This is a genomic window from Oryzisolibacter sp. LB2S (genome assembly GCF_040732315.1).
Classification (GTDB): Bacteria; Pseudomonadota; Gammaproteobacteria; order Burkholderiales; family Burkholderiaceae_C; genus Alicycliphilus; species Alicycliphilus soli.
On the sequence record NZ_CP160388.1, the window covers coordinates 1,188,119 to 1,200,123 of the forward strand.

General features: G+C 58.1%; 9 protein-coding genes. 8 read left to right on the top strand and 1 reads right to left on the bottom strand.

Annotation, left to right across the window (positions count from 1 at the left end):
- Window positions 1-59 precede the first annotated feature (59 nt).
- Window positions 60-1,265 (top strand): site-specific integrase, encoded by a 1,206-nt coding sequence (locus ABUE11_RS05645; protein ID WP_162109696.1) that lies wholly within the window; start codon window positions 60-62, stop codon window positions 1,263-1,265.
- 13 nt (window positions 1,266-1,278) lie between these two features.
- On the opposite strand, the gene ABUE11_RS05650 is transcribed toward ABUE11_RS05645, so the two are convergent.
- Window positions 1,279-2,157 (bottom strand): LuxR family transcriptional regulator, encoded by an 879-nt coding sequence (locus tag ABUE11_RS05650; protein ID WP_367068074.1) that lies wholly within the window; start codon window positions 2,155-2,157, stop codon window positions 1,279-1,281.
- 206 nt (window positions 2,158-2,363) lie between these two features.
- Here ABUE11_RS05650 and ABUE11_RS05655 point away from each other — a divergent pair, with 206 nt between their 5' ends.
- The 7 genes from ABUE11_RS05655 to ABUE11_RS05685 all read left to right on the top strand — a co-directional run bounded on the left by ABUE11_RS05655 (window position 2,364) and on the right by ABUE11_RS05685 (window position 11,791).
- Complete coding sequence (locus tag ABUE11_RS05655; RefSeq protein ID WP_162109697.1) at window positions 2,364-2,588, top strand: AlpA family transcriptional regulator; 225 nt, start codon at window positions 2,364-2,366, stop codon at window positions 2,586-2,588.
- A gap of 11 nt (window positions 2,589-2,599) precedes the next feature.
- A complete protein-coding gene (locus ABUE11_RS05660) occupies window positions 2,600-3,559 on the top strand; it encodes a replication initiator protein A (RefSeq protein ID WP_367068076.1) in 960 nt (319 codons plus the stop codon).
- Between the two features lie 565 nt (window positions 3,560-4,124).
- Complete coding sequence (locus ABUE11_RS05665) at window positions 4,125-4,526, top strand: CopG family transcriptional regulator (RefSeq protein ID WP_104938957.1); 402 nt, start codon at window positions 4,125-4,127, stop codon at window positions 4,524-4,526.
- A gap of 111 nt (window positions 4,527-4,637) precedes the next feature.
- Complete coding sequence (locus tag ABUE11_RS05670; protein WP_367068077.1) at window positions 4,638-4,916, top strand: hypothetical protein; 279 nt, start codon at window positions 4,638-4,640, stop codon at window positions 4,914-4,916.
- Window positions 4,917-5,185: 269 nt separating this feature from the next.
- On the top strand, window positions 5,186-5,773 hold the full coding sequence (locus ABUE11_RS05675; protein WP_367068079.1) for a recombinase family protein: 588 nt from the start codon (window positions 5,186-5,188) through the stop codon (window positions 5,771-5,773).
- Window positions 5,774-5,789: 16 nt separating this feature from the next.
- A complete protein-coding gene (locus ABUE11_RS05680; RefSeq protein WP_367068080.1) occupies window positions 5,790-9,044 on the top strand; it encodes an N-6 DNA methylase in 3,255 nt (1,084 codons plus the stop codon).
- Window positions 9,045-9,136: 92 nt separating this feature from the next.
- Entirely contained in the window at window positions 9,137-11,791 is a 2,655-nt protein-coding gene (locus ABUE11_RS05685) for a TrlF family AAA-like ATPase (RefSeq protein WP_367068081.1), read from the top strand.
- The last annotated feature ends 214 nt before the right edge of the window (window positions 11,792-12,005 follow it).

Below are 12,005 nucleotides of genomic sequence, written 5' to 3' on the forward strand. Positions count from 1 at the left end.
AGTGGGATTTTTTGGCAGTTCTTGATCATGGTATCCAGTCCGGACTCTGGAGCCTTGTCATGTTGACCGATACCAAGCTGCGCAACCTCAAGCCGAAGGACAAGCTGTACAAGGCCGTCGATCGTGACGGCCTCTATGTGGCCGTCACGCCGGCTGGTGCCATCTCTTTTCGCTACAACTACGCGATCAATGGCCGGCAGGAGACGATGACCTTCGGCCGCTACGGAGTTGGCGGCATCACCTTGGCAGAAGCGCGCGAGCGGCTTAATGAGGCCAAGAAGATGATCGCGGCGGGCAAGTCGCCGGCAAAGGAGAAGGCACGCGACAAGGCGCGTACCAAGGATGCCGAGACGTTCGGGGCATGGGCCGAGAAGTGGTTGCGCGGCTACCAGATGGCCGATTCCACCCGCGACATGCGCCGCTCCGTTTATGAGCGCGACCTCAAGACCAAGTTCGGCAACTGGAAGCTGACTGAGATCACCCACGAGGACTTGCGGGCATTGACCGATGCCATCGTCGGCCGCGGTGCGCCAGCGACGGCTGTGCATGTTCGGGAGATCGTATTGCAGGTCTATCGCTGGGCTATCGAGCGTGGTCAGAAGGTCGAGAACCCAGCCGAGCTGGTGCGCCCGACTTCCATCGCCAAATTCGAGCCGCGCGACCGTGCGTTGACGCCTGATGAAATCGGCTTGATGTACCAGTACATGGAGCGTATTGGCACGACGCCAACCATTCGGGCGGCGGTCAAATTGCTGCTTCTGACAATGGTGCGCAAGAGCGAGCTGACCGATGCGACCTGGGACGAAATCAATTTCAGCGAGGCGCTTTGGACGATCCCGAAAGAGCGGATGAAGCGACGCAACCCCCATCTGGTGTTTCTTTCCCGGCAGGCGCTGGATATCTTCATCGCGCTGAAAACCTTTGCCGGTGGCTCGAACTATGTGTTTCCGGGGCGCTACGATGCCGACGTGCAGATGAGCAGTGCCACGCTCAATCGCGTGCTGACGCTGACCTATCGGCTGGCGCAAAAAGAGGGGAGGCCTCTTGCAAACTTCGGGCCGCATGATTTGCGGCGCACGGCCAGCACGCTACTTCACGAAGCCGGCTACAACACCGATTGGATCGAGAAGTGCCTCGCCCACGAGCAACGGGGTGTCAGGGCGGTTTACAACAAGGCTGAATATCGCGAGCAACGCACGGCCATGTTGCAAGACTGGGCGGACATGATCGACGAGTGGACGCTCAAGTCACGTTTGTCGGCGTGAATTTTGATGCAAACTAATTGTACGATTTGGTTGACGAAAGAAAATGAGATGGGAAACCGGGGAGAATGGGTAGTTGGCGGGCGTCCTCCGGGATCGACGCAAGCGCCTTGAACACAGCTTGGCGCTTGATGCTCAGCTTTCGCGCTATGTCTGACTGACTCATGCCGTACCGGTGCAGAATCACCATTTGCTTCTTCCGATCCGTCACTTTGTTGTCCACCATCCATCGCGCATGGTGGCGCAGTTCGGCCTCGTCCGCAGGCTGAAAGCCATACTTGCGGACATAGTGAAAGACGTAGCTGTCGATAAGCGCGTCGCCTGACTGCGCTTGGCCTGCTTGCATTTTTGTGGATTGCAGGCCAAGTCTGGCTAGTTCCTGATCGAACTGCGCCAGTGACCGTTTGGCCCTTCGATATGCGGGATTCCATTCGCCGGTTGGCAATCTTGGCCGGTGTTCAGGACAGTACAGGTTGCTTAGTCTCAGTATGTCTTCCGGGTCATTTGCCTTTGGTGCCTCGCTTCCATTGCCGAATAGAGTCAGTTCGGCCATTGCCCCGCAAAATCGGCAAAACCCCCGAGTGCGCCCACTCTTCAAATTCGTGTCGCGAATCTTCGACTTTGTTGGTCGCTTGCGGGCACAGGCGCTGACCAACTCAATCAATGTTTCGAGCGTTGCGACAAACTGCTTTTCGCGCGCAGACCACCGGTTGTTCGTGAGCGTGAAAGCGCGCAGTAGCTGCCGTTGCAGCCGAGCCATTGCGTTGAACCCGATCAGTCGTGCGATTTCGCTGAATGGCTTCACGTCTGGCCCGACACCCGGTACATGGCCCAAATAGCGCAAGGGAAGGGTAGCTGCATAGGCGGTCACAACGGGATCAATCAGTTCCTTCAACAATCGGACGCTGTGCTTGTCCGTTGAAGATGCCCGCCAACGACCTTGGAATCGCCCTATGGCTTCCGAAATGGCTGGACAGCAGCCTTCCCAGATCGGGATTGAAGGATTCCTCATGTCAACCATTTTAGCCAACTAATACGCCGACGCAACTGGCATCACGGGGCACCATCAGGCACGTCTAAAGTGGCTGAAGGAAACACGGCATGCTGGCAACAACGAACAGGACGCTCATCAACCGCAAGAAACTGTTGGCGATGATCCCGCTGGCAGAGCGCACGATTTACAACATGGAGCAGCGCGGAGAGTTTCCCCGTCGCATCGTGCTCACCAGCAGAAACGTCGCATGGGATCTGGCGGAGGTTGAAGCATGGGTTGATGCCCGCAGGTTGTCGGGTGTCCAAGCCATACGCCCCGGAGTCGGGCACTGAGCTGCTAGTTCGTGCTCATCGCGCCGAACACCAGCCGGGCTGAGCGCATCGACTGCGAGGTTGCCTTGCGGCTCGCATCAGGCCGCTGTCAGCAAGGCGATTTCTTCATAGCGGACATCTTTGGTGCCTCGCCGAAAGATGATATTGCCAGCATGGAGTATCCATTGTTCGCGTTGAAGGCTGGCGACAAGCGGGTGCGTACCTACGAACGCAATGGCAACACCGTGACTGTGATGCCCGGGTCTTGTGGCTGCGCCACCATCTACGACAAAGACCTGTGGATTTACTGCATCAGCCAGTTGATGGATGCCAGGAACCGGGGCCGCGTCATCGCGCCGACCGTGCGCTTTACCGCCTATGACTTCCTGATCGCAACGGGACGTGGTGCCAGCGGTCGGGCTTACGAACGCATGGAAGACATGCTGCGCCGCCTGAAAGGCACGGTGGTCGAAACCAACATCGAGACGAATGGGCAGCGTGAACGACGTGGCTTTGGCTTGATCGACAGTTGGCGGGTGGTCGAGAAGTCTCCCGTCGATGATCGAATGGTAGCCGTCGAGGTGGATTTGCCACGCTGGCTCTTCCGTTCGGTGGATGCTGGGAAAGTGTTAACGCTATCGGATGACTATTGGGGTCTGCGCAAGGCGTTGGATCGCCGCATCTACGAGTTGGCCCGCAAGCATTGCGGTTCGCAATCGCGTTGGCGCGTCTCGATGACGGTTCTGCACCAAAAGAGCGGCAGCATGGCGTCGCTGCGTCGATTCCGCTTTGACGTGAAAGCGTTGGCGGAGAGTGGTGGGTTGCCAGACTACCTGATGGCCTTCGATGTGGAACGGGACGTGGTGGCAATCTATGCCATCGGCCCCAAGGGCCGGAGGGCGGAGGCATGCGACATTCAGACCGGACGGCCACATGCCACGCTGACGGCTCACAAGAGGGTTGTCGCGAGGAAGCCCAAGAGGCAGCTCTGACCTGTGGATAGCCACGTGCTTTCAGGAACGCTTTCTGTGGATAGCCACGTGCTTTCAGGAACACCAGACACGTGCTTTCAGGAACGCTCACTTCGTGCTTTCAGGAACGCAACCACCCCTCAAACCCTTGCGGCACAAGGCTTTCAAAAAGTGTAACGCGCGCGCGCTTTAACTGCTTTTTTAACTTTAAAAGCTCTTTAACGCATTGCGGCTGTGGACAACATGGACAGCGCGCAGCATTTGGGCTGGCTGACCTTTCGTGGAAGCGGTGTTCTTTAGGCAACTTTATGCAAAACAAGGCAATTCAGCGGTTAATCGACGGCCGCAAGCGCAATTTTGCGCAAGAGAGCGCAATTCAATGCAATTGGCTGAAAAGAAAGAACCTCTTGCATTCAATTGCACTACTTTGCGTCGTAAGTGACGGCAAGATGTGTGTTGTACCGGTACGGGCTGCGCCCGCACCTGTCCACCACCGCCCCTTACTCGCCTTCGGTTCGACGGAATCTTGCTCTGCGAGGCTGACCGTCGCTGCCGCGACCAAGCCCTAAGCCGAACGAGCCAAGCGATGCCAAAGCTGCCCCAGCGCCCCCCCAAAGAGCCGGCCGCCCTGCCTCCCAAGGTGCGGGGTGGGCGGCCGCGTGGGCGGCGCATAGAGGTGTGGGTGACACCAGAGGAAGAAGCGACCATTGCCGACCTGGCTGCACAGGCCGGCTTGTCCAACTCGGGCTACCTGCGAGCGGTAGGCCTTAACCAGCCGGTGCGGTCAGTGGTTGACCTGAAAGCGGTGGCCGACCTCGGGCACGTCAACGGCGACCTTGGCCGGGTGGCGGGCCTGCTGAAACTCTGGCTGGCCGAGAAACGCGGGCAGGGCGGACGTCCGGTGGAGGTCGAAAGCCTCATGATCGAGTTCCGCGCCCTGCAAACCCGCGTCCTGGACGTCATGGGGCGCGTGGTGCGTGGTGATTGAACGTGGTGGCTCTGACACTTGGGTGCGCTTCACCTTGCGGCTACAGTTCCATCGCGCAGGCTCGCCTGCTTCCGCAGCCGCCGTTCAAGCCTTGAAGTTCGGAGAGCGTTGATGAGCACCAAACCAAAAAGTTACATGACCGAAGAAGACCGCACGCGGCGGCGAGCTGGCGGCATGTCGGAGAACGCAATCCTGATGGCGGAATCCCGTGCAGCCGACCACGCGGGCGACGAGGAGGCCGCGTGGGCATGGCTGGCGCTGGCAGAACTACCAGCGCACTCACTCGCCTTCCTGAAAGACCAGCAAGGGGCGGCTTTCATCCGGGAGCATGGCTTTAACACCGCCGATGCCGACGCCGCCTACGGGCGCGATTGGTTGGATCGGGTTTGAGTGAGCGCGCCCGTGACGCCGTGGAAGGCGCACACGCAAGAGAAGCCAGCCTCGGCGTAAGGCCCCTCGCCATTACGAACGTGGCTTAGCCACGGAATTCATGCAGCCATTGTGTTCATCAAACGGTGATTTGTTGGACAGTTTTTGCAATGGGTGGTTTTGCCTGTCCAAAGTGCCGTCCGGCTGTTAAAATTGGCGTCAACTTATCAACGTCCAGCAAACACTCCTTTGCTGGACATTTTTTGTGTCTGGAAGGTGGGTATCGGCCAATGGGGCAGCGCATCGGGTACGCCCGAGTCTCGACAGATGACCAGAACCTTGATTTGCAGTTCGATGCGCTGCACAAGGCTGGCATCGGCGACGACTGCCTCTACTCTGACACAGCGAGCGGCAAGGATGCTGAGCGCAAGGAACTAGCAGCGTGCCTCAAGGCGCTGCGCGAGGGAGACACCCTTGTCGTGTGGCGGCTGGATCGCCTTGGCCGCAGCCTGCCTGACCTCGTGCGCATCGTTGGAGAGCTGGAACAGAAGGGCGTCAGCTTCGAGAGCCTGACGGAGAAGATCGAGACGAGCAGCGCGGCAGGCAAGCTGGTTTTCCACGTCTTTGCAGCGCTCGCCGAGTTCGAGCGCAACCTGATCCGGGAGCGCACCCGCGCTGGCCTTGCCGCAGCCCGAGCCAGAGGCCGCGCCGGCGGGAGGAAGCCAAAGCTCACCGAGGCCCAGATCAAAGAGATCAACGAGATGGTGGACGCGCAGAAGCTCCCCATCGGTCGAATCGCCGAGCTGTACGGTGTCTCGCGAACCACAATTTACAAGGTAGCTCCTATTGGGCGGCCCGAGCCGAAGCGGCAGAACTGAAAACAGAAGGACAACAATGGACACCAATACCAAGAAGGGCTACGACCTCATCAATCGCCGCCGCAAGCAGTGGGTCAACGAGGAAGAAGTACGCCACGCATGGATGAAGGGGCTTGAAGAGGCCTTGCAGATCGACTTGGACGCGGAGAGAGCCAAGCGCGACTCCAGCTACAACAACGTCGTCATCGAATTCAAAGGCCCCGGCCTCTTCAAGGGAAGTGAGACAAGTCCGAAGTTCATCGAGGCGACCGATGGTCGTCTCTTGAAATACATCCCCCGCTTGGCTGCTGAGCAAGGGCTGGATGAGAAGGCCTACATCGGTATTGCCATCGACGGCGATCATGTGGGCTTTGCGCAAGTCCAAGATGGCAAGATCGTTCACCAGCCACTGATGCCGTTCTCGACCATTGCCTTCCAGATGGTGGTCGATGCGCTGAGAGCAAATTTCCGGCGAGCCATCACATCAGAGAACCTAGCCGAGGACTTTGGGCATCTATCCGAGACAGGCCGCGAGTTCATGCAGGAACTGTCCAATGCTCTTGCTGACGCTCTTGGGCAGCCCGGCAACCGCAAAATCAAGATGCTCTTCGAGGAATGGGCAACCTTGTATGGGCAGGCTGCTGACCTCAGCATTCAACAGCGCAAGAAGATCAATGGGTCGTTGGGATTTGACTTCTCAGGCCCGGCCGCCATTGACTTGCCCGCCAAGCTTTTCGTTACCCACACCTTTCATTCTCTGCTGATGAAGCTGATCGCGGCCGAGATCGTGGCTGCACATGGCATGGCGTCAAGCACTTCCCTGATCCATGAGCTACTGGCTCTCGGATCGGACGACGCTCTGGTTGAGGCCCTACGCTCGGATGTCGAGAACGGCGGGTTCTTCAACGCAGTCGGCTTGCATGGCTTCGTCGAAGAAGCCATCTTTAGTTGGTATCTGGATGCCACAACCAAGAAGGCGATCCGCACGTCGATGTGCTTGGCGATTCGCACCTTGCTGGCCCAGCTTTCGGTCTATCGCTTCGATACCATCAAGAAAACCGGCCGCTCGCGCGATGTTCTGCGTGACTTCTATCAGGACTTGGTGCCGGAGGAATTGCGCAAGAGCCTTGGCGAGTTCTACACGCCTGACTGGTTGGTCGAGCACTCTGTGGCCAAGCTCGGCTACAAGCGAGACAAGTGGCTTGCCGCTCGGCTACTTGACCCGACATGCGGGTCTGGCTCGTTCTTGCTGGAGGCTATTGAGCAGAAGCGCCGAGCAGCGCTGACGGCAGGATGGACTGCTGAGCAGACGGTGGACATGCTGACCACGACGGTCTGGGGCTTCGACCTCAACCCACTTGCTGTGCAATCCTCTCGTGTCAACTTCCTGATCGCTATCGCAGACCTTTTGCAGCAGTGCAAAGGCAAGGACGTTGAGATTCCCGTGCTCCTGGCAGATGCGGTGTACTCCCCGGCCCCGCATCCAGACGGCGACCAAAAGGTTATTGAATACAGCATCGGCAGCCAGCAGGCGAATCTACAAGTCGTTCTCCCTGCCGATCTGGCACGTGATCGTGTGCTGCTGGACAAGGTATTTCAACTCATGGGTGAAGAGGTCGAAAACGACACTGAGTACCCTCCTGTCGCGAAGGCGCTAGTGAAAGCTCGAATTCTGAGCAAGGCGCAGGCCGACGAATGGCATGACAACCTCAAGACGACCTACGACCAGGTACTCGCCCTGCACCGGCAGAACTGGAATGGAATCTGGTTCAGGATCGTGCGCAACTTCTTCTGGTCAGCCACGGCCGGGCAGTTTGACGCCATCGTTGGCAATCCGCCTTGGGTGCGATGGTCGAATCTCCCTGAAGCGTATCGGAACCGAGCCAAGCCGACCTGCGAGAAGTACGCCATCTTCTCGGACACCAAGTTCCACGGGGGCAATGAGCTAGACATCTCCGCCATCATCACCTACACGACAGCGGACAAGTGGCTGGTAGAGGATGGGCGGTTGGTGTTCGTCATCACGCAGACGGTTTTCCAGTCCCCTTCGTCGCAAGGCTTCCGGCGTTTCCGCATCAATGCGACCGACCGTTTGGTGCCAATCTCCATTGATGACATGAAAGAGCTAAAGCCGTTCCCGGACGCGGCCAACAAGACGGCTGTCGCCATGTTCACGAAGAAGGTGCGGGGGACGACCCGTTATCCGCTGGACTACCGGGTCTGGCTTGGCAAACCTAAGACGGACGATGCTGGCAATCCGAAGAAAGGGCGCGGCGGTCAGGTTGCACGCTTGAAGGCCATCGACCCACGCTTGAATCGTGCCGAGGTGACCGCCCTTGTGGATGTGATCCAGATGGAGGCCAATCCCGTCTCTCAGACGATGGAGGGCGCACCCTGGGCCATCATGAAGCCGGGGCACTTCGCAGCATGTCAACCGATGTTTGGAGCTTCGACTTGGGTCAACGGTCGCAAGGGCATCACGACCGACCTCAACGGGGTTTATTTCGTGGACGTCATCGACTCGAACCCAGCGACGCAGACGGTCAAGGTGCGCACCCGGCCGCATGAGGGCAAGACTGACTTGGGTCAGCCGCGCGAGTTCTGGGTTGAAGCCGAGAGCTTGTTTCCCCTTGCAAAGGGTGCAGGCGACCTGCATCCCTGCTACTTCCTGCCGGAGAACACGCTATATGCGTTCGTGCCCAATAAGGGCATCGACCGGGCCTCATTGGACACTGCAGCGGCGTGCTATAGCAGCCACACGAATCCGAAGACCTTCAAGTTTTTCAAGGCGTATAAGTCTTTCCTGGAGTCCCGTTCCACCTTCAAGACCCGTATGAAGGCCGCTCCTTTCTTCGCTATCTACAACGTGGGCGATTACACCTTCGCGCCGTACAAGGTCATTTGGGCTGAGATGACGGGCGACTTCTCGGCGGCCGTAGTGGCGTCAGGCTCGGTACCAGGCTACGGGCCGCGTGTTTATGTTCCTGACCACAAGCTCTACTTTGCCGACTTCGACCAACCGGAGCCAGCTTTTTACTTGTGCGGATTGCTGCACTCAGAGATCGTCAAGGAGATGATCGAGGCGCACAACGTGGCAACCAATATGGGCGACATATTCAAGCATGTGAGCCTGCCTGAGTATGACGCCACTTTGGCCGAGCATAAGGCGCTTGCTGAGCTAGTGAAGCGGGCCCATCAAGAGCATGACTCTAAGAAGCGTGCCAATATCGTCGCCAAGGTCAGGGCTGCTGCTGCTGAGATCATTGAAGCTGAAATCGCACTTCGCCAGTAAATGAGTTCGATGACGGAAAACCAATAGCAGGTGCAGCCGATAGTCCTTTTGCGCGTCGCCGTGCATCGCAACTGTTGAAATCAGGGAGGAATATGAGCGATCAATACACCTACGCGAGATTTTGGCGCTGCGCTCTACAGGTGAATCCTGTCGGCTACAACGGCACCTACAGGGGAGCCGACCACGGGCTGGATGAGGGCGGCTACAACCAAGCCCTGCTTCAAAAATGCCTTGATCTGGGTATCAAGGTTGTTGGTTTGGCCGACCACGGCAGCGTGGCCAGCGTCGATGCCTTACGTCAGGTGCTCCAGCCGCACGGGATCGTGGTGTTTCCGGGTTTCGAGATCGCCTCGAACGACAAGACGCATTACGTCTGTCTCTTCCCGGAGGACACCACGGTGCAGCAGCTTGATCGCTACCTTGGCAACCTCAAGCTGCATGACCCAGCGGATGGCATTCGGCCTTCTCGGCTGAGTTCGGAAGAACTGATCGAAGAAGTCGATTTACTGGGTGGGTTCATCTACGCTGCACATTGCACGCAGGAAAGCGGGCTGCTGAAAAACCGCCTGAATCACGTATGGAAACATCCAAAGCTGCGCGCGGCCCAAATTCCGGGGTCGATAGACGACCTCACGAGCATCGAGGGCGACTTCTATCGCAAGGTGTTCTTGAATAAGGACGACGGCTACCGGCGTGAGCGCCCTGTGGCAGCGATCAATGCCAAGGATGTTGCCAAGCCTGATGACTTGGATCAGCCGAGCGCAACGTGCTTCATCAAGATGACACGGCCCACTTTCGCTGCGTTCAAGGTGGCCTTCCTCGATCCGGGATCGCGTGTCCGGCTCAACTCGCAGCAGGCCCAAAGCCCAATTGGTAAGGTGGTACGCATGACGGTGGCCGGTGGCTACCTTGATGGCGTCCGGGTGGATTTTTCAGACCATCTCAACACGGTGATTGGCGGCCGTGGAACGGGTAAGTCAACCTTGCTTGAATGCCTGCGCTTCGCCTTGGACTTGCCACCCAAAGGCAAGCAGGCGCAGAAGCTCCACCAAGAGATCATCAAGGAGAACCTTGGTCGCTCGGCCGGTCGGGTTGAGCTGACAGTGGTGTCCTCTGCCCAGAACGGCAAGCAGTACACCATTTCGCGCCGTCATGGCGAGCCGCCTATGGTGCGTGACATGGATGGCAACGTCTCGACCCTGCTCCCGCGCGACTTGCTGCCAGGCATCGACATTTATGGGCAGAACGAGATTTACGAGCTGGCCCAAGATGAAACCAGTCGGGTGCAGTTGCTGGATCGCTTCCTTCCTCAAGACGGAGAGTACGAGTCCAAGAGCGCCGACGTGCATAGGCGCTTGAAGGAGAACCAGCAGACGCTCACCAAGTCCCTGACCGATCTCGACGAGCTGAATGCACAAGTTGAGCGCTTGCCCAAGCTGGAAGAGCAGCTTCGCGGTTTTGATGAGCTGGGGATCAAGGAGAAGCTGGCCAAGACCTCATTGCTCGCGCGCGAGCGAGAGATTGCCAAGACCGCGGCCGAGGGCGTACAGAGCTTTCGCGATGCGCTGACAGACCTGCGTGACAGCTTGCCTAACCTTGACTTCATCAACGATGAGGCGCTTGAAGGTTTGCCTGACGCCGCCCAGTTGCTCGCTATGCGTACGACGCTGGATGGACTCAAGCAGGGGTTCACAGGCCATCTGACCGCGATGCAGGCCTTGCTTGATGACAAGGCAGGACAGTTCTCCACCCAGCATGACGCATGGCAGCAGGCGATTCAGGCGCACGATGTCGAGTTGGAGAAGGCGCTGCGCACGTTACCCGCCACTGCTGGAAAGAGCGGGCAGGAGGTCGGTGTTGCCTATCAGAAGTTGATGGGGGAGATCGAGCGCATCAAGCCCATGAAGTCGCGGGCGACTACGCACGAGTCCCAGCGCGACACCTTGCGTCAGGAACGGCGCAACCTGTTGGCCGAGCTGTCTGATTTGCGTGCGCAACGCATACAGGCGTTGCAGAAGGCCGCGAAGAAGCTGAACAGACGACTTGAGGGCAAGCTCAAGGTGGAGATCGTGCCGGAGGCTGACCGCACGCCCTTGATGACCTTCCTGCTGGGTTGCAGGCTGGACGGTGTTGGTGAAAAGCGGCTTGCGTTCATTGAGGATGCTGAGACGATCAGCCCGCTGTCGATGGCCCAGTCGATTCAGAAAGGGTCTGCCGACGTGCAACTCGATTGGGGCGTCACGCAGATGGTGGCCGACGCACTCACCAAGCTCCAGTCGTCTCAGCTCATGGAGTTGGAGGCCTTGGAGCTGGAGCATCGCGTGGACATTTTCTTGAATGTCGCGCACGGCCAAGCCGATACGGTATTCCGGCCGCTCAACAAGCTCTCTACGGGGCAGCAGTGCACTGCAATCCTGCACATGCTGCTGCTTGAGAACGTTGATCCCCTTCTCATGGATCAGCCGGAGGACAACCTTGACAATGCCTTCATCGCAGATCGGATCGTCGCTGAGTTGAGGGAGGCAAAGACCAGTCGGCAGTTCTTGTTCGCCACACACAACGCGAACATTCCGGTGTTCGGTGATGCCGAGTGGATTGGCGTGTTCACGGCCGCTGAAAACCAAGGGCGTCTCGGACTGGAAGCGCAAGGCTCGATTGACGTTCCCGTGATTCGGGATCAGGTGGCCAGCATTCTGGAAGGCGGGCGCGACGCCTTCATCCAGCGCAAAGAGAAGTACGAGTTCTAATTGGCCGTGGAGTGGGGCGCGAAGCTGACTTGTTTATCATGGTATTTTTCATGGCATCGGTTGGCTGTCTGTGTGTAGGCTATTGATTTGTAATGATTAAATTCGTCAAAATGCAATTGAGTGGGAGTGAGGCGGCGCAAGCTGCGCTGCAATATCGCTGAACCCGCATCACTGCGGGTTTTTTTATGCCCGATGCAGACGTAAAAAAGCCCCG

Bases quoted from the DNA above. Each gene is read 5' to 3' on its own strand.
- ABUE11_RS05645 (WP_162109696.1), top strand. From the start codon at position 60: ATGTTGACCGATACCAAGCTGCGCAACCTCAAGCCGAAGGACAAGCTG.
- ABUE11_RS05655 (WP_162109697.1), top strand. From the start codon at position 2,364: ATGCTGGCAACAACGAACAGGACGCTCATCAACCGCAAGAAACTGTTG.
- ABUE11_RS05665 (WP_104938957.1), top strand. From the start codon at position 4,125: ATGCCAAAGCTGCCCCAGCGCCCCCCCAAAGAGCCGGCCGCCCTGCCT.
- ABUE11_RS05670 (WP_367068077.1), top strand. From the start codon at position 4,638: ATGAGCACCAAACCAAAAAGTTACATGACCGAAGAAGACCGCACGCGG.
- ABUE11_RS05675 (WP_367068079.1), top strand. From the start codon at position 5,186: ATGGGGCAGCGCATCGGGTACGCCCGAGTCTCGACAGATGACCAGAAC.
- ABUE11_RS05680 (WP_367068080.1), top strand. From the start codon at position 5,790: ATGGACACCAATACCAAGAAGGGCTACGACCTCATCAATCGCCGCCGC.
- ABUE11_RS05685 (WP_367068081.1), top strand. From the start codon at position 9,137: ATGAGCGATCAATACACCTACGCGAGATTTTGGCGCTGCGCTCTACAG.